At 28.4% G+C, this 20,509-nt stretch carries 23 protein-coding genes; all 23 read right to left on the reverse strand.

Features of this window, described 5'->3' with window-relative positions:
• Window positions 1-11: 11 nt before the first annotated feature.
• The 23 genes from der to spoVE all read right to left on the reverse strand — a co-directional run bounded on the left by der (window position 12) and on the right by spoVE (window position 20,494).
• Window positions 12-1,334: a ribosome biogenesis GTPase Der gene (der, locus tag GFJ41_RS10220; RefSeq protein ID WP_021430122.1), complete on the reverse strand. Its 1,323-nt coding sequence runs from the start codon at window positions 1,332-1,334 to the stop codon at window positions 12-14.
• Between the two features lie 14 nt (window positions 1,335-1,348).
• The gene (locus GFJ41_RS10225) at window positions 1,349-2,677 is read right to left on the reverse strand and encodes a DUF512 domain-containing protein (RefSeq protein WP_170075263.1); all 1,329 of its coding nucleotides are present in this window, start codon (window positions 2,675-2,677) and stop codon (window positions 1,349-1,351) included.
• A 92-nt stretch (window positions 2,678-2,769) separates the two neighbouring features.
• Entirely contained in the window at window positions 2,770-2,961 is a 192-nt protein-coding gene (locus GFJ41_RS10230; protein ID WP_021429980.1) for a capping complex subunit for YIEGIA, read from the reverse strand.
• A gap of 3 nt (window positions 2,962-2,964) precedes the next feature.
• Complete coding sequence (locus tag GFJ41_RS10235; RefSeq protein WP_021430080.1) at window positions 2,965-3,891, reverse strand: YIEGIA domain-containing protein; 927 nt, start codon at window positions 3,889-3,891, stop codon at window positions 2,965-2,967.
• 11 nt (window positions 3,892-3,902) lie between these two features.
• Window positions 3,903-4,835: a YIEGIA domain-containing protein gene (locus GFJ41_RS10240; RefSeq protein WP_035115428.1), complete on the reverse strand. Its 933-nt coding sequence runs from the start codon at window positions 4,833-4,835 to the stop codon at window positions 3,903-3,905.
• A gap of 60 nt (window positions 4,836-4,895) precedes the next feature.
• On the reverse strand, window positions 4,896-6,182 hold the full coding sequence (locus tag GFJ41_RS10245; RefSeq protein ID WP_085282445.1) for a HAMP domain-containing sensor histidine kinase: 1,287 nt from the start codon (window positions 6,180-6,182) through the stop codon (window positions 4,896-4,898).
• A 13-nt stretch (window positions 6,183-6,195) separates the two neighbouring features.
• Entirely contained in the window at window positions 6,196-6,888 is a 693-nt protein-coding gene (locus GFJ41_RS10250; RefSeq protein ID WP_021433875.1) for a winged helix-turn-helix domain-containing protein, read from the reverse strand.
• Between the two features lie 17 nt (window positions 6,889-6,905).
• A complete protein-coding gene (gene pgeF, locus GFJ41_RS10255; RefSeq protein WP_170075264.1) occupies window positions 6,906-7,616 on the reverse strand; it encodes a peptidoglycan editing factor PgeF in 711 nt (236 codons plus the stop codon).
• Between the two features lie 6 nt (window positions 7,617-7,622).
• Window positions 7,623-8,078 (reverse strand): transcriptional regulator NrdR, encoded by a 456-nt coding sequence (gene nrdR / locus GFJ41_RS10260; RefSeq protein ID WP_021430012.1) that lies wholly within the window; start codon window positions 8,076-8,078, stop codon window positions 7,623-7,625.
• 29 nt (window positions 8,079-8,107) lie between these two features.
• Window positions 8,108-8,371 carry a YlmC/YmxH family sporulation protein gene (locus tag GFJ41_RS10265; RefSeq protein WP_021430001.1) on the reverse strand — a complete coding sequence of 88 codons (264 nt, stop codon included), beginning with the start codon at window positions 8,369-8,371 and terminating at the stop codon, window positions 8,108-8,110.
• Window positions 8,372-8,444: 73 nt separating this feature from the next.
• A complete protein-coding gene (locus GFJ41_RS10270) occupies window positions 8,445-10,127 on the reverse strand; it encodes a bifunctional diguanylate cyclase/phosphohydrolase (protein WP_035115440.1) in 1,683 nt (560 codons plus the stop codon).
• 67 nt (window positions 10,128-10,194) lie between these two features.
• Window positions 10,195-10,314: a cyclic lactone autoinducer peptide gene (locus GFJ41_RS10275; RefSeq protein WP_081949215.1), complete on the reverse strand. Its 120-nt coding sequence runs from the start codon at window positions 10,312-10,314 to the stop codon at window positions 10,195-10,197.
• A 23-nt stretch (window positions 10,315-10,337) separates the two neighbouring features.
• Window positions 10,338-10,979 (reverse strand): accessory gene regulator ArgB-like protein, encoded by a 642-nt coding sequence (locus GFJ41_RS10280; RefSeq protein ID WP_035115443.1) that lies wholly within the window; start codon window positions 10,977-10,979, stop codon window positions 10,338-10,340.
• Window positions 10,980-10,989: 10 nt separating this feature from the next.
• Window positions 10,990-11,454 (reverse strand): hypothetical protein, encoded by a 465-nt coding sequence (locus GFJ41_RS10285; RefSeq protein ID WP_170075265.1) that lies wholly within the window; start codon window positions 11,452-11,454, stop codon window positions 10,990-10,992.
• 128 nt (window positions 11,455-11,582) lie between these two features.
• On the reverse strand, window positions 11,583-12,356 hold the full coding sequence (gene sigG, locus GFJ41_RS10290; protein ID WP_021430119.1) for an RNA polymerase sporulation sigma factor SigG: 774 nt from the start codon (window positions 12,354-12,356) through the stop codon (window positions 11,583-11,585).
• Between the two features lie 90 nt (window positions 12,357-12,446).
• Window positions 12,447-13,178, reverse strand: a complete 732-nt coding sequence (gene sigE, locus GFJ41_RS10295; protein ID WP_035115449.1) for an RNA polymerase sporulation sigma factor SigE — start codon at window positions 13,176-13,178, stop codon at window positions 12,447-12,449.
• 20 nt (window positions 13,179-13,198) lie between these two features.
• Entirely contained in the window at window positions 13,199-14,035 is an 837-nt protein-coding gene (locus tag GFJ41_RS10300) for a sigma-E processing peptidase SpoIIGA (RefSeq protein WP_052169117.1), read from the reverse strand.
• Window positions 14,036-14,170: 135 nt separating this feature from the next.
• Window positions 14,171-15,352: a cell division protein FtsZ gene (gene ftsZ, locus GFJ41_RS10305; RefSeq protein WP_021430078.1), complete on the reverse strand. Its 1,182-nt coding sequence runs from the start codon at window positions 15,350-15,352 to the stop codon at window positions 14,171-14,173.
• A gap of 104 nt (window positions 15,353-15,456) precedes the next feature.
• Complete coding sequence (locus GFJ41_RS19610) at window positions 15,457-15,639, reverse strand: DUF1290 domain-containing protein (protein WP_114543618.1); 183 nt, start codon at window positions 15,637-15,639, stop codon at window positions 15,457-15,459.
• A 281-nt stretch (window positions 15,640-15,920) separates the two neighbouring features.
• Complete coding sequence (locus GFJ41_RS10315; protein ID WP_035115454.1) at window positions 15,921-16,655, reverse strand: cell division protein FtsQ/DivIB; 735 nt, start codon at window positions 16,653-16,655, stop codon at window positions 15,921-15,923.
• A 144-nt stretch (window positions 16,656-16,799) separates the two neighbouring features.
• Window positions 16,800-18,053, reverse strand: coding sequence for a UDP-N-acetylglucosamine 1-carboxyvinyltransferase (gene murA / locus GFJ41_RS10320; RefSeq protein ID WP_035115457.1), 1,254 nt, complete (start codon window positions 18,051-18,053; stop codon window positions 16,800-16,802).
• An 84-nt stretch (window positions 18,054-18,137) separates the two neighbouring features.
• Complete coding sequence (gene murG, locus GFJ41_RS10325) at window positions 18,138-19,346, reverse strand: undecaprenyldiphospho-muramoylpentapeptide beta-N-acetylglucosaminyltransferase (protein ID WP_035115460.1); 1,209 nt, start codon at window positions 19,344-19,346, stop codon at window positions 18,138-18,140.
• A 17-nt stretch (window positions 19,347-19,363) separates the two neighbouring features.
• Complete coding sequence (gene spoVE, locus GFJ41_RS10330; RefSeq protein ID WP_081949216.1) at window positions 19,364-20,494, reverse strand: stage V sporulation protein E; 1,131 nt, start codon at window positions 20,492-20,494, stop codon at window positions 19,364-19,366.
• Between the last annotated feature and the right edge of the window lie 15 nt (window positions 20,495-20,509).

Raw genomic sequence — 20,509 nt, forward strand, 5'->3', positions numbered from 1 at the left:
CCCCCTAATACCTATCTTCTTTTTTCTCTATAGTCAAACCATACAGGTGTACCTTCAAATCCAAAGTTTTCTCTTATCTTATTTTCAAGATATCTTTGATATGAGAAGTGAGTAAGTTGCTTATCATTTATAAATAATGTAAATTTAGGTGGTTGTGTTCCAGTTTGAGATCCATAGTATATCTTAAGTCTCTTACCTTTATCTGAAGGTGGTTGGTTAAGAAGTACAGCTTCACCTATTACATCATTTAATGTTGATGTTGGAACTCTCTTAGCATGTTCTTCAGCTATATAAGTTACTGTTTCTAATATTTTGTTCATTCTTTGATTTGTTTTCGCAGATACAAATACTATAGGCGCATATGCCATGAACGGGAATTTTTCTCTTATAGTTTTTGTATATATGCTCATTGTTTTATCATTTTTTTCTATTAAGTCCCATTTATTTATCACAAATAAACAAGCCTTCCCTTCATCATGTGCAATACCTGCTACTTTTGTATCTTGTTCTGTTACACCTTGTTCTGCATCTATTACAATAAGAACTACATCCGCTCTATCTACTGCACTCATGGCTCTTATTACACTGTATTTTTCTACATTTTCATATATTTTACTTTTTCTTCTAAGTCCTGCTGTATCTATTAAAAGGAATTTATTATCTCCTTTTTCTAAATAAGTATCTATAGCATCTCTAGTTGTTCCAGCTATAGGACTTACTATAACTCTATCTTCTCCTAACATATTGTTTAATATAGAAGATTTTCCTGCATTAGGCTTACCTGTTATAGCAACTCTTATTATATCTTCGTCATACTCTGTATCTAATCCTTCTGGGAAGTTAGCTACAACTTCATCAAGTAAGTCTCCAAGTCCCATACTATTTGCACTAGATATTGCAAATGGAACCCCTAATCCTAACTCATAAAAATCATATACATTGTCAAATTGAGTTTGACTATCTATTTTGTTTACTACTAATATTACAGGTGTCTTAGTTTTTCTAAGCATTTGTGCTACTTCTTTATCTGCCGCTGTAAGACCTGCTTTACCATCAACAACAAACATTATAACGTGAGCCATATCCATAGCAAGCATAGCTTGATTTCTCATTTGAGATAATATTATATCATCACTATTTGGTTCTATCCCTCCAGTATCTACAAGTGTGAAATATTTGTTTAACCATTCTACCTCTGTAAATATTCTATCTCTTGTTACTCCTGGAGTATCTTCAACTATTGATATTCTTTTTCCTGCTAACTTATTAAATAAAGTTGATTTACCAACATTAGGTCTTCCAACTACTGCAACTACCGGTCTATTATCGTTCATAATAACCTCCCTCTCTATTTCAAAATCTTATCAACAAAGTCTTTACCTTCATTTAAGCAAGGTACAACTTCAATATTCATAGTATTTTGTAATTCTTCTAGTGTAATATTGTCTAAAAATATTTCTTCATCTGCTTTTAACATACTTCTTGGTATATATAAAGTTTGTCCTAAGTCCTTATCCTTTAACTGATTTATTATATCTGTCGCTGTTATAAGCCCCGATACCGTTATAGTTTCTCCGAAGAAGTTATTTACTATCTTGTAAACCTCTATCTCTACTCCTGGGCATTTATTCATTATGAAACTCGCCATATTTTTTATAAATTCATATGCAGAGTGTCCCGTAGCTATAGAAATTTTCTTTTTAGAATTTATTTTTTCATCCGAAATAGTTTGTAGATAGTCATGAATTTCTCTTTCTAACTTACTTATCATACCTACTCCATTTTCGAATTGTATAAAGCCTTCATAATCGTCGTAATCTAATAATTTTTTATTTGCCATTATATAAAACTCGTCTGATAGGAATATAAACCTTGTTCCTAGTTCATTTAGATATTTTTCTTGTAATTTATGAACTAACTCTATAGTTTCTCCTGCAGTTTGTTCATTAAATATCTCTAAGTTTGGTAGATGGTCTCTGTGTTTAGTTATTCCTACTGGAACTGCTGCTGCACTATTTACATATGGATATAGTTTTGTTAAATCAGATACAGTTCTTTCTAATTCTGCTTTGTCATTGTATCCTGGACATAAAACAATCTGACAATTCATTTGTATCTGAGCATCAGCCAATCTTTGCATTATTTCATAAAGTCTTCCAGCAAACTTATTTTTAATCATTTTTTGTCTAAGTTCTGGATTTGTAGTGTGAACAGATATATTAATAGGACTTATTCTATATCTAATTATATTATCTATATCTTCTTCACTCATATTTGTTAAAGTTACAAAGTTTCCTTGTAAAAATGACAATCTTGAGTCATCATCTTTAAAATAAAGTGTTTCTCTCATACCTTTTGGTAATTGATCTATAAAGCAAAATACACATTTATTTCTACAACTTTTAGCTTTATCTATTATAGGATTTGTAAATTCAATTCCTAAATCTTCATCATAATCTTTTTCTATTTCATACACATATATTTCATTGTTTTTCTTTTTTATTTCTACTTCTAAGTACTCATCACTTAGCAAGAATCTATATTCTATTATATCATGTATCGGTTGATCATTTATAGAAATTAACAAGTCTCCAACTTCTATTCCTAGTTCCCAAGCGATGCTATCTTTGTATACTTTACTGATTATATTATTTGTATTTTTTACATTGACTTCCATAAATTTCACCACTTTTCCTTTATAAGTACATCACATTATATTACCACGTTTTCTTTAAAATAGTCAATAAAAAGGTACCTTTAAAGGTACCTTTAATGCTTCACTACTATTAGAGTTCCATGATATACATCATGAACCATACCTCCCATAGTTTTAGATATTATTAAACCTCTTTCTTGAAGTTCTTTTTCATCTTCTGCATAAAAAACAGGAATATTAGCCGATTTCATTTCTTTATTCGTAGTAATTATAGCTAATGTTACGTCAGTTATACCTACATTCATGTTCTACACTCCTTTTTGTTGTTTTATATTAAACCTCTTTAATGCCCAATTATTTCCTCTAGAGCTCTCAATTATAGGTGTACTTTTAACTGCTGCTATAAGCTGATTTATATCTTTCTCAATAGGTATATACGGCATTACTAAACTTTCATTTTTAGGATTTCTTCTCAAAAGCGGAACAAAGTCTGGCTCATCTGGAGTTCTCATTATTCCTAGTCTTGAGTAAGCTATGTTAGCTATTGTCTGTCTTTGTCCTGGACTTAATATTATACCGCTATTTATGTAATTTCCATCTTTAGGTATGATTTCTACTGCTAGTCCATAATCTAAATATCGTTGTTTTGAAGAATCCAATCCTATATTGGAAATTACAACATCATTTACTTTTAATAACGCTCCGTCAAATGATATTTTTGCCGGAATAACCTCTGCTATAGATCCTATACTTTCTCTTACAAATAACTTTTTAAATATCAATGCCAATGCAAGCCCTGCTGATGCCCCTAGGAATATACTTCCGCCTTCTCCCACATAAAGCTCCGTCTTAGATAAATGATACACAGCTGACGTCGTTAAAGCTGTAAGAATACAAGTGTAACTTCTAACCTCATATGTTAGAGCAATTTCTTCAATAAACCCAGCTCCACGTTTTACTAATAGTGAGTCTTCCATATCTGTCAAAGACTTTCTCTTACTATGTCTAACTTGTCTAAATTGACTAGCTGCAAGTGATAAAAATGTAATTGACGTATATGATTTTTGTATTAAAGCAGGAACTAGCATTGCTCCTAAAGCTGATCCTATAATAGCTAAAACAAGTTGTGATACTAACATATTTGGTTCTGTTGGATATTGTTTTCGGTCTGTCTTTAAAGTTATAACCCTTGAAATAATACCTATAACTATACCAATTATAAATATACTTTTCATTTACTCACCCCTTAATTTTGCTTGTTCTTATTTTTCTTTCTATATGCATTGTTATTTCCTTTTGAACTATCTAATATAGGTGCACTTTTTATAGCTTCTACTGTTAAATCAACATCTCTAACTAATGGAATGTACCCGAAATTAACTGAGTTATCTTTGGGGTTTGTTCTGGCTATAGGTATAAATTCTGGCTCATCAACATCTCTATCTATTCCCATATGTAAATATACGTTATGTAGCATAGCTTGTTGTTGAGCTGGGTCTCCTATTATACCAGCAGACACCATATCTTTTGGGATAACTTTAAGTCCTATACCCTTTTCTAAATATCTTTGTTTTGATGTCTCTAGCCCTATATTTGTTAAAACTACCCCTCCTACTTTTAATAATGCTCCATCAAATTCTATTGGTACAACTTCTACATCAACAATATCCTCTAAACTTTTATTTGCTAGTATTTTTTTAAATATATAACCTACTACTCCCGTTGCCACAATTGATGATATAGTACAAATAATAAAGTTAGCTTTAAATGTATTAAATATTGTTATAAATGCTATAGATGCGGCTAGTGATGAAAAAATGCTCAGATAATTTCTAACCTCGTAGTTTTTAGACACATCATGAATATAAGTAATCCCTTTTCTAATCAACTCACTATCATCTATATTAGATAAGGTTATTTCCTCTTCACTCGCTACTTCTTGAAATTGTTGTATCCCTACTGCTAAAAAAGTAAGTGCTGCAAATTCTTTATCTAATAAAGCTGGAAATGCTATTGCTCCTAATGCTGCTGCAATAAATGATAAAATAAGTTGTTCTATATAATCTTGAGGCTGAGTTGGTTGTTGCTTATTTACTATCCTTAATACTATAAGCCTTGATAAAACGCCAAGTACTAAAGCTACCCCAAATGCACGCCTAAATAATGTAGCATCGTCCATATGTTATCCTCCTTTTATTTTTACTATCTTTATTGTGTGCAAAAACAAAAAAAAATTTCCTTAATTAAGGAAATTTTTTTTTGGTATCGTAACTGTAAATTCAGTTCCTATATTTAATTCACTTTTTACACATATAGTTCCATTTAAAGATTTAACTATATGTTTTACTATAGCTAGCCCTAGCCCGGTACCACCTACATCTCTACTCCTAGCCTTATCAACTCTATAAAATCGCTCAAATACCCTGTCTTTATCTTCTTTAGATATTCCAATCCCATTATCTGAAACTTTTATAAATACCTCTTCATTACTTTCATATACACTAGTTTCTACAAAACCTCCATCAGGAGTATATTTTATAGCATTGTCTATTAAATTTAAAAATATTTGTTTAATATAATCTCTATTAGAGTTTATAAAAATTTTCTCATCATCAAATTTATATTTTAATTCAATATTTTTTATCTTGGCAGAGTTAATCGTTAACTCGTAAACTTCTTTAAATACATTTAGTACCTCTACATTTTCAGATGTTATAGTGTCTTTATTTTCTATAAATGAGAGTAATAATATATCATCTATAAGCCTTTTTAGTCTATCGGATTCTGTTTCAATTATTCCTAAGAATCTATCCCTCATATTTTTATCTATATTTTCATTTATTCTTAATGTTTCTACAAATCCACTTATAGATGTAAGAGGTGTCTTTAACTCATGAGTTACATTAGCAACAAAGTCACTTCTCATATTTTCTAACTTAACTCTTTCAGTTATGTTTTCTATGTTTATTATAGAGCCAATGATAACATTATTACTACTTTGAAGGTATATAGGGTCTAGCTTTATGTTATATACTATGTCTTCATCATTAGTAATTTCTTTCATTTCAGTTTTCTTTGATCCTATAAATTTAGCAATTTCATTTAATATTTTATAGTCTTTTATAACGTGATGTATATTCTTACCTTCTATTATCTCAATTCCATCACTTTTTATTATTTTTTTTGCTTCTTCATTTATCAATAAAACATTTCCATTTATATCAATAGCTAAAATACCATGCGATATACTTTTTACAATAGATTTTAATTGTAAATTTTTGTATTGAACTTCTTGAATCGTAATATCTATTGTATCAATCATATCATTAAAATTATCAACTAGTTGCCCTAATTCACCTTTTGCTGATATGTTTATTTTTGCATGGAATTCTTTGTTACTTATTTTTTTTGAAACAGCTATAAATTCTTGTAAGTAATTTCTTAAATTTATAGCATATCTTATTGAAATTATAGAAACTATAATTGATATTAAAACAATTAAAAAGTATATGCTTATATTATCCATGTTAAAACACCCCTTAATCTATTTTATATCCTATTCCTCTAATAGTTTCTATATATTTTTCTTCTTCACTAGTTCCTTCTATTTTTTTTCTTAAATATCTTATATGAACATCTACAGTTCTAGTTTCTCCATAATATTCATATCCCCATATTTTATCTAATAAGTAGTTTCTCGATAAAACCTTTCCTTTGTTTTCTAGTAAAAGTCTTAAAAGTTCAAATTCTTTAAGTGTTAAATCTATCTTTTCAGTGCCTTTAATTACCTCATGCTTTTGTAAGTCTACTTTTAAATTTCCTATACTTAACACTGTCTTATCACTATTGTCATTATTAACATTATATCTTCTTAAAACAGAGTTACTTCTAGCTAATAACTCTTTTACACTAAATGGCTTTGTTATATAATCATCAGCACCTGAATCTAAGCCTTCTACCTTGTCGTTTTCAATATTTTTAGCTGTTAGCATTATTACAGGTATATTTTTTAAATCTTTATCACTTCTGATTTTCTTTAAAAGGTCTATTCCACTTATATTTGGAAGCATCCAATCCAATAATATTAAGTCTGGCATTATCTCTTTAGCTTTTATAAACCCATCAAATCCGTCGTATGAGTAATGAACCTCATAATCCATAGTTTCTAAGTTAAATTTTAAAAGCTCTACAATATGCTTTTCATCATCTATAACTAACACTTTAGTTTTCATCTTAAGTTAGCCCCTCTCTACTTTACTTCAAGTATCATACCTAGCCTTTTTGTTGTTTGATTATGTTTTCTATAGGAATGAAACTTGTCACTGTTACAACTAGTGCATATGTTTAAATTAACTATATTCTCTTTTTTCACACCACAACTTGTCAATATCAATTCATTTACTTTCCATAAATCTAGATAGTACTTGCTTTCTTTAATTATATAAAATTTTTCATCTCTATTTGTAATAATTGTGTTAAATTTTTCAATTAAATCTTTAGATACCTCATAACAACAAGGTCCAATTGAAGGTCCTAATACACAAACTAAATCTTCAGGGTTTGTTCCATACAGCTTTTCCATATTTTCAATAGATTTTTGAGTTATTTTTGAATATGTACCTCTCCATCCTGCATGACAAAGTGCTACAGCTTCCTTCTTAGGATCCACAATAGCCACAGGAACACAATCTGCAACAAAAACTAATAGTGGAGTTTTTTTCAAATTGGTAACTAAAGCATCCCCTTCTTTTATTTTCCCTATATTTTCTTTTTTTATTATGTTTACTATATCTGAGTGAGTTTGTTTATTATTTGTTAAGTTCTCGAAATTCATATTTAACTCTTTACAAAGATCTTCTTTATCAGACTTCGATGCCATATCAATATTTATATTGGAAAATGCTAAGTTTACAAAATCACACTTTTTATCAAATTCTTCAAATCTTATATAGTTTTTCATACTCAATCACCTTTTTTCTGTTAGTATATTTTTCAGCTCTTTAACAAATGTATTTATATCTTTAAATTGTCTATATACTGATGCAAATCTTACATACGCTACTTCATCTACATCTTTTAATTTATCCATTACCATCTCACCTATCTTTTTACTTTCTATTTCTGATAAGTAAGCCTTGTTTATTTCATTTTCTATGTAATGTATTATTTCTTCAACTTGCTCTATTGAAACAGGCCTTTTTTCAGAAGACTTCAATATACCATTTTTTATTTTATTTCTATCAAAATATTCTCTACTATTATCTTTTTTTATAACCATAATAGGAGTTAATTCTATTTTTTCGTATGTAGTAAATCTCTTTTTACAAGATTCACACTCTCTTCGTCTTCTTATGGATTGACCATCTGTATGTCTTGAGTCTATTACCTTTGATTCTTTATAATTGCAGTAAGGACATAACAAAGCCTATCCCTCCTTTTTTCTTATGTCTTTTATATATTAAATTCATCTAAACTATGATCTTGACCTTGGTTTACTATAATTGTATCACATCCTATTTTTATTATATCATTCCAAAAAACAACTTGCCCATCATAATTTCTTGAAAAAAAGTTCATACCTCCATCACCTTCAATTGTGAATGATAAAATTTTTCCTTCATTCGTATCCATCTCTATATCTGTAATAAATCCCATTCTTTTACCATTTTTAACATTTATTACTTCTTTATCCATTATATCAGAAATTCTAATCATATTATAATCTACCTCCTCTTAAAAATAAATATGTACAAGAATAAAAAAAAATGACCATACTGGCCATTTTAAATTATTTTTTTAATTCTATCATACTTATAAATTTTTCAACTAATTCTGGATCAAACTGACTTCCTGAACATTTTCTAAGTTCTTTTATAGCTTCTTCATGACCTTTTCTATTATTGTAAGGTCTATGAGATGTCATTGCATCAAAACTATCTGCTATAGATATTATTCTAGCTAAATATGGGATTTCCTTGCCTTTTAAATTGTCTGGATACCCTCTTCCATCGTATCTTTCATGGTGATGTTTTATAGCTGGTAATAATTCTTCAAATGCTTTTACATGCTTTATTAAATCCACTCCCAATTCTGGATGTTTTTTTAACATATCATACTCTAAATCAGTTAGACTTCCTTTTTTATTTAATACTTCTTCTGGAATTTCAATTTTACCTATATCATGAAGATAAGCTGCTAGTTTTAAACGCAGTTTATCTTTTTCGTTGAGATTTAAATAGTTTGAAAACCAACCTAGATATATGACTACTCTTTCTGTATGTCCATATGTATATCTATCTTTTTTATTTATCATGTTTATAAGTCTTTTTAATGAATTAGCTGTTTCTTCGTCTATATATATATGGTCTGAAATTTCTTCTAAAACACTATAATATACTTCTACCCTATTTTTATTAAGTGACTTAGCCCTATAAAGAGCATCATCTGCCGTATTTATAAACTGATGCTTATTACTTGCCCTTAGCGGATATGATGAAACTCCTATAGATATAGTCATATTTTTATTTGGTTGATTTTCTTGACCATAAAAATATGTATTTTCTATATTTATTCTAATTCTCTCTCCAACTATTATAGCATCTTCTTCCACAGTATTTGGAAGAATTACAGCAAATTCTTCGCCTCCATATCTTGCTACAATATCATGTTCTCTTACACTTTCTTTTAAAATTTGACCTACATCTTTTAAAACAACATCCCCTGCCTGATGCCCATTTATATCGTTGTAATTTTTAAAATAATCAATATCCATAAACAACATCGAGATTGATGTATTTTCACTATCAGCACACTCCATTAGTGTTTCTAATGATTCTTGAAAATATCTATGATTATATAAACCCGTAAGTTCATCTACATTAGCTAGATTTTGAAGCTCTTTACTATGCTCTTTTTCTATATTAACGTACATTCCTAGTATCCATGACGTTACAAAAAAAGCACTTACTATAACTATATCAATTTGAAAATAATTTGTTATTAATTCTTTAGCTGGATCTTGAAGATGAGCTCCAAATTGTATTGATAGTACATCTACTCCGCAAACTAATATAGAACAAATTATAGAAACAATCATAGCATAGTTTCTCCCAAATTGTATTGCTGCTATTATAATTATAAAAATATATAGAAATTTATAAGGACTCTCTTCTTTACCTGTTGACATTATTATAACCGTACATATTAGCATTAATAAAATTGTTTCTATATTGTCTCTAGATTTTGCTGGATTATCTATAAATTTATATTGTCTCTTTGATAACCATATAAAGTAAACTATTAAAAGTATTATTATAGCAACTATGTATATGTAAAATAACATATAATTATAACTTTCTATTGTTGTATAAGAACTTATCATAGCTACCATTCCTAGAAGCATGTATATAACTTTTATTATTGCTAATATTTCAAATACTTTTTTATTCCTTATATTTTCAAACTCATTCATTCTTTTCTCCTAAATTTCCTTTTTAATTAATAAACCATAAGGATATATCCTTATGGTTTATTTAAAATTACTCTTCTCTTAAAGATTTTGGCATTTCTGGTTCAAAGAATACCATAGCACACATTGTAGATGCTCCATTTCCTAAATTCACTGCAAAATCTGAGAATAAATTTGCTAAAAAGTTCATAGCTAATCCCCCTTAAATATTTTTTATTTAAGAAAACAATCTAATTTTAATATGATTGTTTCTCCTAGCTTAGTTATTGCTATTGTTTGTAATAAAATCCCTAATTCTATACAATATACAAACATAGCTGTGTCATAATTTAAAATTTTAGTTAATCTAACTATTAAAAGTAATATTATGATTGCAATAAAAACATTAAGTCTATTAAATAATTTTTTTCTAAGTCTATTTCTAGTTTCTTCCTTCTTTAAAGGCTTATTTTTTGTTCCAACTGGAGCCTTTTTATAAAAAATATAATAACATGATATAATACTCACTATACTAAAAATATATATAAAGTTATATCCACAATATTTATTAAAAAAAACATAAATATAAGTAAAAATTAATGTTGTTATAATACCTATTATCAAACACCTATTAGGAGATGTTGCATGAACTCCGCCTGAAAACTTTTTCAAACTAGATGCAACAATAGAAATTAATAAAACTTCTATTGTTCTCCCTATCATTATTCCTACTAAAATCGTAGCTATATAAGCCAATATAGTGTGTATCCAAATAAATAATCCATAATGCATAACTTGTATTTCATCTTTACTTTTGTTTGCCTTTTCACCTATTTTATTTGAAACATTATATGAAATCTTTTCTATAATATCCATAAGTTTACCCCTATATATTTTTACTTATTTTTTTAGTTATTACACTTAATCCAATAATTAATAAAATAAATACTAGTAATGATGGAAGTGATAGTATTGCGCTGTTTATACTTGTATTATCAACTAACATTGTTGTAGGTACACCTAATATTTTTTCAGCAACAAGCATATATATAACCTCACTTGTAGCTAGACATATATATATTTTAGAAACATTAATTATGGTTGGTATAATTTGTTGATTTTCAAATTTATAAAAAATTACACCTATTATAAACATGCTAAATACTGTATGTATTCCAAAACTTATAGGCATCATCCTTATACTAGTTAATAAAATCAAAAAAAATAAAGAATTCTTTATAAGGTTCTTGAATTCTATTTTCAAGTTAAATAAAATGTATCCAGCTAAAACTAAAAAAATGCTTTCTGGAAAACTTCTAATTATTACATATGATAATGATGAATTTAACATTCAATTCTCCCTCTTCACTAATATTATCCACTACGAATTATACCATATTTTACATTTTTTTACAATTAATATGCAATTATGAGCGCATCAAAAAAATATGCAAAAGTAATAGTACTTTTGCATATTTTTTATATATATTTTCTCATGTTTTTTAAAGCATTTTTCTCTATCCTAGAAACTTGCGCTTGAGAAATACCAATCTCATCAGCTACTTCAATCTGAGTTCTCCCTTTATAAAACCTTAAATCTAAAACCAATCGTTCTCTTCCATTTAATTTTTTTATAGCTTCTTTAAGAGCTATTTCTTGTAACCAATTTTCATCCGTATCTTTTTTATCTTGAACTTGGTCCATTACAAATATAGCATCTCCATTGTCCTGATATACCGGATCAAATAATGATATAGGATCTTGAATAGCATCTAAAGCCATTACTACATCTTCAACATCTAGCTCAAGCTCTTTAGCTATCTCTGAAACAGTTGGTTCCTTAGAATTAGACCTTACTAGCCTCTCTCTCACTTGAAGAGCTTTATATGCAATGTCTTTTAAGGACCTACTCACCCTTATAGGATTATTATCTCTTAGATACCTCCTTATCTCTCCTATAATCATAGGGACTGCATAAGTTGAAAATCTTACATTTTGACTTAAGTCAAAATTATCAATTGCCTTTATAAGTCCTATACAACCTATTTGAAATAAATCGTCAATATTTTCCCCTCTGTTATTAAACTTTTGAATTACACTTAGAACCAATCTTAGATTTCCTCTTACAAATTCTTGTCTAGCTACTTCATCTCCATTTTTAATTTTTATAAGGAGTTCTGTCATTTGATTATTTTTAAGAACTGGTAACTCAGAGGTATTTACTCCACAGATTTCAACTTTATTTATTTGCATTACAACTCAGTCCTCTCTTAAAAAGTATTTCTTATACAATTATTTACATCTAGTATATTTTTATACTGTTTAAGAGCAATTATTTATTCTCTAAACAAATTTTTTCATCTCTTTTTTTAGTCTAGATATTATCTTTTTCTCCAACCTAGATATGTATGATTGTGATATACCTAACATCGTAGCAACTTCCTTTTGAGTTCTTTCATTTCCTTTGCTAGCTAGACCAAATCTTAACTCCATAATTTGTTTTTCTCTATCTGAAAGTCTATCAAGAGCCATAACTAAAAGATCTTTATCTATCTCCTCTTCTATTAACTTATATATTTCATCATTTTCTGTTCCTAATATATCAGATAATAAAAGTTCATTCCCATCTAAGTCAACATTAAGAGGTTCATCAAATGATACCTCGGTTTTCTTTTTATTATTTTTTCTTAAATACATAAGAATTTCATTTTCTATACATCTAGATGCATAAGTAGCTAGTTTTATATTTTTATTTAACTTAAATGTATTCACAGCTTTTATTAAACCTATTGTCCCTATTGATATAAGATCTTCCACATCAATCCCTGTATTTTCAAATTTCCTAGATATATATACTACCAATCTTAAATTTCTTTCAATTAAGATAGATTTTATACTTTCATCATGTTCTAAGTTTTTTAAAAGTTCTTGCTCTTCCTCAGTAGAAAGCGGTGGCGGCAATATATTTACGCCTCCTAAGTAATATAGCCCCTTTGGATTTAAAAGACCTAATCTTTTTAATATTTTATAAAAATAACCTATACACTTTGACTTTAATTTTATAAAATTTTTCATAAAACTATCCCCCTTAAATTTTATATACTCATTAATAGTTGTGGATTTAATATAGCGTTATAACCATCTTCATTAAAATTTGAAAGCCCTAATATTACATTAGGTATTTTTTGTCCATCAACTTTTATGTAATCTGATTTTATGCCTACTACCAAGTTGCTGTCATTTATCTGCTTTACAGGTATCATTCTAATCCTATAAGATATATTTTTATCAACTTTATCTATAACATTATCAATTGAACTTATATTTATATTTTTAAGATCTAGTTTTTGGAATTCTTCAGGTAAAATTCCATATAATTTATTAGCACTTATAATAACAACTTCACTTTTACTTATCGGATCTTTCAATAAATTCCCTGTATCTATTAAAGCCTTAAGTTCCACCTCTTTTTCATCTATGCATACCGTCATATCCTTTTTCATACTTGCTATATGCTTTAATTCTTTTATGTCATTATAAATATATTTAAGAACTACTCCACTTATATATGTAATTAAGATTATAAAAGATATAGTTAAATGTGTGAGGCCTGTACAATATATAATAAAAAATGAACTTCCAGCAATAAAAATATTAACAAAATAAAATATAGTTAAAGTCCTTAAATATCCCTTTAACGATTCATTATTAAATGCTATTTTCGTTACAATTAAAATTAATAATACTTTCATAGGAATTGAAAAAAACAAATTAAAATTATCAAATAAATACAAAATCGAATATATCATTCCAATTGTAGCACCTGTCCATTTTTTCTTCATAGAACTATTATTTTTTGAAATTATAGCAGTGCAACTTATTATTATATAATTTACTAATAAGTTTTCAATTGCATAATATTCTACGTACACCTCCATCCCCCCCCTTGAAACATTTACCTATATTATAGTTTAGGTTTAATGAGTTTTATGTCATAATTGATAGTCGAACCAAATTTAATTTATTCTTAAATAAAACAAAAAAACGCAAAAAAAAAGAAGATAGTACTATCTTCTTCTTCTTAGGAATGTTGGAATCTCCATATCATCACTTTCTATGTATGTTGAACTTGTATTTTGTTTAACCACAGTTTCTTCTTCTTGTTTTTGTTCTGGCATTACTGGTCTTTGAGGCTCTCGTGCCGGATTATGATTTAAACTGTTTTGTTGAAAGTTTTGATGTTGTCCTTGATTCATTGCGTTGTTTCTATTTATTAAATCTAAATCCATATCTTGTCCATCTTCAAAGCCTGTAGCTATAACAGTTATAACAAGATCATCTTTTAAATCTTCTTTTATTGTAGCTCCAAATATTATATTAGCTTCAGAATCACAAGATTCTTGAACTAATGTAGAAGCTTCATTTATTTCAAATAGTCCTAAGTTTGCTCCACCTGTTATATTAAGTAAAACACCCTTAGCTCCTTTTATAGACGTTTCTAGTAATGGTGATTGTATAGCTTGTCTTGCTGCTTCTATAGCTCTATTTTCGCCTTGAGCTCTTCCCATACCCATATGTGCTAGGCCTTTTTCCTTCATTATAGATTGAACGTCAGCAAAGTCTAAGTTTATTAAACCTGGTGCTGCAATTAAGTCTGATATAGATTCTATACCTTGTTTTAATACATCATCTGCTATCGAAAATGCTTCTAACATAGATGTATTCTTTTGAACTATTTGTAACAATCTATCATTAGGTATAGTTATTAAAGTATCAACTTTTGTCTTTAACTCTTTTATACCTTGTTCTGCATTTTTCATTCTTACTTTACCTTCAAAAGCAAAAGGTTTTGTTACTACTCCTACTGTAAGTATACCCATCTCTTTTGCTAATTGAGCAACTACAGGTGCAGCTCCTGTTCCTGTTCCTCCGCCCATTCCTGCAGTTACAAATACCATATCCGCACCTTCAAGAACTTTGAGAATTTCATCCTTACTTTCTTCTGCAGACTTTTTCCCAACTTCTGGGTTTGCTCCTGCTCCTAAACCTCTAGTAAGTTTCTCTCCAACTTGAATTTTATGCTCAGCTTTAGATGTATATAAAGCTTGTTTATCAGTATTTACAGCTATAAATTCAACACCTTTTAGTTGTGCTTCAACCATTCTGTTGACAGCGTTGTTACCACCGCCACCTACGCCTATTACTTTGATTTTTGCAAAGTTATCCATTTCTACGTCAAAGTTTAGCATCTACAAACCTCCTTATTTAATATTCAAAGTAAATCTATGTATTAATTATATCATTTTATATTAGCATTTTGTTAATATTTAACTAACTTATTCCACAAAAAAGTTCATTTTCCTCTTTTTTTATTGCATAAATTAGATACAATCTGTCTTCTTATAATTGATAAATTATTAAATAACCTTGTCCCAAATACCAATATATCTACATAATACATAGGAACTCCTATTATATATCCTATGTAAGTAAATTTTTTAAAGCCTAATTTAATTTTTAATTTACTTATATCCAGAGTACTCTATTGTATAATGTCATTTAAATATAATACCCAGTTATTATAATAAGCGAACTACCATTAATTACCTATATTATAAATATTCACCTTCTATATTTTACTTTGAAATACCTCCATTATTCAAGTTTTTTATTCATGTTTTTTACAAGAATTTGTAAATATACATAAATTTCGTTATCAATTTGTAAAATTTAATAAACAAAAATTAATTTTCAAAACAATTTGTTGCTTATATTTTAGTAAATATAAGCATTTTGAAATTATAATAAAGTTTAACATCATGGAGAGTATATAGCTTGTTCTTTGGAAGTCAAATCTATATTACCACCTTTTTTATTGTTAGATTTTAAATCAACTAGTATAGCCTTTAATCGGTTGATATTATACTCTATATCTTCATCTATTTTCAAAACAATATTTGTGTTATCATCTGTTTTCATGTACATTTTATTTTTATTTATTTTTATACTTTCAATTTTCCTTGACATATTGTTCTTTTTCAATGTATCTATAGCTAAAATTATGTCATTTGATTTATATGAATTGATTTTAATCTTTGTGTTTAATTTTTTATTTTTTATTTCAATACCACTTACTAAGGGGATATTCTTGTTCTTTATATCTTTTTGTTCTGATAAAACCAATCCATTTTCACCTATATAAATATAACTTGCTCCTTCTTTTATTATTGCATATTCACTATTTTCTTTAATTGTTATTACTAACTTATCGGGAAACTTCCTACTAACTTTAACATATTTTATGTATGGGTTTACCAATAATTTTTTTTCTACATCATTTAAATTATATTTAAAAATATTTTTGCCAGTTTCAATATCTCCTATTTTAATTATGTCGCTTTTAGTTATTTTACTATTTCCATCCACATCGATTTGTTTAAGTTCAAAAATACTACTACTTATACATATATAAATAAATAATATAACTAGCAAAATAAAAGCATATATAGCAAATTTACCTCTCTTATTTAACTTGCATTTATTTTTTTTCATAATAACCCACCTTTAGTATTTTATATATTATAAAATACTACATAACAATAGCTTATCCTTTGTTATTTGATTATTTAATATTTTAAAATTACAAAAAAAGAAATCGTAATAGTACTTAAAACTAATTCGATTTCTTTTTTTATCCTAAATTTTTTTTATATTTGCGCCTAGACTTTTCAATGTTTTTTCAATATGCTCATAACCTCGTTCTACATGGCTAATATTAGTAACTTCAGTTATTCCTTCTGCAGCTAGACCTGCCAATATCAAGGCTGCTCCTCCTCTTAAATCCGAAGCTTCCACTTTAGCCCCAACAAGTTTATTTACACCCTTTACCATGCAAATATTTTCAGTTATTTTTATTATGTTTGCTCCCATTTTAGAAAGTTCTCCGCAATGCATAAATCGATTTTCAAATATTGATTCATGGAAAATACTAGTACCTTCACTTAAACATAATAAAGTCATAAGCTGAGATTGCATGTCAGTAGGAAATCCAGGATGAGGTGATGTTTTTATTATATCTATAGGTAAAATTTTACTTGGAGCTTTAAGTTCTAATCCAGCTCCTTTATATTCAATATTACATCCCAATTCTTCTAATCTGCTAACTATAGGGTCCATATGGCTCTTTATAACTCTATCAATTTTTAAATATCCTCCCGTTATAGCACTAGCAATCATATAAGTCCCTATTGCAATTCTATCAGGAATTATTGTATGTTCGACAGAATGTAATTTATCTACACCCTCAATTTGAATACAACTAGTTCCTGCTCCACTTACTTTTGCTCCCATTAAATTCAAAAAATTTTGCAAGTCTTCTATCTCAGGTTCTCTTGCAGCATTATTTATTATTGTTATTCCCTTTGCTTTTACGGCTGCCAACATCGCATTTTCTGTAGCACCTACACTTGGAAATGTTAGGTTTATAGTATTTCCTACCAAATACTCTCTATTACAATATATATATCCTCTGTCTTCAGTTATTTTTACACCTAGTTTATCCAAAGCATATAAATGAAGATCTATCGGTCTAGAACCTATAGAACATCCTCCTGGATAGCTTATACTTATATTGTTAAATCTTCCTATCATTGCCCCCATTACTATAATGGATGATCTTAATTTTTTCATATACTCTTCTTTAACACTGTTTACATTAACATTTTTACTATCTATATATAAAGTATACTCATTGTATTCAACTTTACATCCTATGCTTTTCAATATATCAATCATTACATGTACATCTGATATATCCGGAATGTTTTTTATTATATTTTTAGATTCATTTAGTATAGACGCAGCCATTATAGGCAATACAGAGTTTTTTGCTCCTCTTATATCCAGCCTACCTTCTACTTTGTTGCCTCCACTAATTATATACTTTGACAAAAGTATCCCCCCTAGTAGCAAGTATTTTTAGCCTAAAATATAACTTCTTATATTTTTAATACTATGTACTAGAGGGGAAATATGTTACTTTTTATTTTTTATACCGATTGTCTTAACTTCTTTTACTTCATTTTCACTTATTTTTTCATCTTTACTTTCAACTTTAGCCTCTTTTTTCGGCTTTTTATTGTTTCTATTATAAACTTCCATAACTTCTTTATATATTATGTCTATAGCTTCTGGTTTTCCTATTTCTTTACTTGCATTTGACATGTCTATTAAAAGATTTCTGTCTCCTAATAATTTAAACACTGTATCATTTAAAGTTTCAGCTGTAAGATTTTTTTCTAAAATAGCTATTCCAGCACCTTTGCTTTCTATACTTTTCGCATTGTATTCCTGATGATTTTCTGCTGTATAGGCTTTAGGTATTATTATAGATGGTTTACCAAGAGCTGTTATCTCAGCTAAGGATATAGCCCCTGCACTTCCTATAACTATATCACAAGCTGCTAATGCACTTGCCATATCTTCTAAATATGGTACTACTTTTTGATATGGTTTTAACTGTAAGTCACTTATGTCACTCATAAAACCATCATAGAAGTTCTTACCTGTAGCATATATAAACGCTACATCTTCATTAACAAGATCTCTTATTACTACCTTCATAGAATCATTGATTTTTCTTGATCCTCCACTACCTCCGTAGCATAAAACCATTTTTTTATCTTCTTGTATTCCTAACTTTCTTCTTGAATTACTTTTTTTAGATATAAGAATCTCTTTTCTAACCGGATTTCCTGTAAGTACTAATTTATTTCTAGTTTCTTCAGGAAATCTAACATGAGAATCCTCAAAGCTGGTTAAAACTTTAGTTACCATTTTAGCTAAAATTTTATTAGTAACTCCAGGGAAAGAATTTTGCTCATGAATTATAGCTGGAACTTTACCCATAGATGCATTGAATAATACAGGTCCACTAACATATCCTCCAGTTCCTATAACAACATCCGGCTTAAATTTCTTAACAATCCTTCTTGACTGCTCTAATCCTTTAAATAATTTAAATACTCTTTTAACATTATCAAAATCTATTTTTCTTTTAAACCCTTGTACTGTAACAGTTCTTAGTTCATAACCATATTTAGGAACTATTTCAGATTCTATTCCTTTTTCTGTTCCTACAAATACTATTTCAGCATCTGGGTTCTCTTCTTTTATCTTATTTGCTATGGCGATGGCAGGGTATACATGCCCTCCTGTTCCTCCACCAGATAATAAAACTTTCATTAACTTTCATCTCCTGTCTAATTCATTTTTACATGCTTAGAGACATTAAGCACAATCCCTACTGCTGCCATAAATATCGTAAGGGAGGTTCCTCCATAACTTATAAATGGTAAGGCGACTCCTGTAACAGGCATTGATGATGTTGCAACAGCTATATTTAAAGCTGCTTGAATCCCTATTTGACCACCGATACCTACAACAAGCATACATGAAAATACATCAGGACATTTTATTGCAATTCTTATACATCTATAAACTAAAAATACAAATAGCATTATTACTATTGCACATCCTACAAGCCCAAGTTCTTCTCCTATGATAGCAAATATAAAATCATTTTGCGGTTCTGGTATATAAAAATACTTTTGTCTACTTTTTCCTAGTCCAAGTCCAAATAGTCCCCCTGACCCAAGTGCATACAACCCTTGTATTACTTGATATCCTGCTCCAAGAGGATCTTTAAACGGGTCTATAAATGAAGTAACACGAGCAAGTCTATACGGAGCTGCTAATACCATTACTGCAAATAATCCAATTCCTGCTCCAAACATAGCATAAACAATTTTCATATCCATCCCTGCTACGAATATCATTACAAAAGTAACTAAAATTACTGTTCCTGCAGTTGATAAATTGGGTTGTAATATTATTAATACAAAGAAAATACTAGGTATTATAAGAAGTGGTATAACTCCTTTTGTTAAAGATTTTATTTTATCGTACTTTAACTCTATTAATTTAGCAGTTATTATTATTGTTGCAAATTTAGCTAACTCTGCTGGTTGTATTGTTAATCCTCCAACCCCTAACCATCTTTGAGCTCCATTTAACGAAGTTCCAAGAGGTGAAAGTACTAATATAAGTAATACGACAACTACTATTCCTAATATTTTTGCATTTTTGTACCAAAATCTATAGTCTATCCTAGATGTAAAAATCATAGCAACAAATCCTATGGTTGCATAAATTATATTTCTTTTTAAAAAGAAATAGGAATCATCTAGTTTAAATGTAGATTGTATAAAACTAGCACTAAAAACCATTATGATCCCTATAAATACTAATAACATTGTTGTATAAAATACCACATTGTCAAAATCAGTTTTTATCCCCCTACTAACACGTTTCTTTACTATCTCTTTAGGCATTAATTAGACCTACCT

Source organism: Paraclostridium dentum (assembly GCF_012922555.1).
GTDB lineage: Bacteria > Bacillota > Clostridia > Peptostreptococcales > Peptostreptococcaceae > Paraclostridium > Paraclostridium dentum.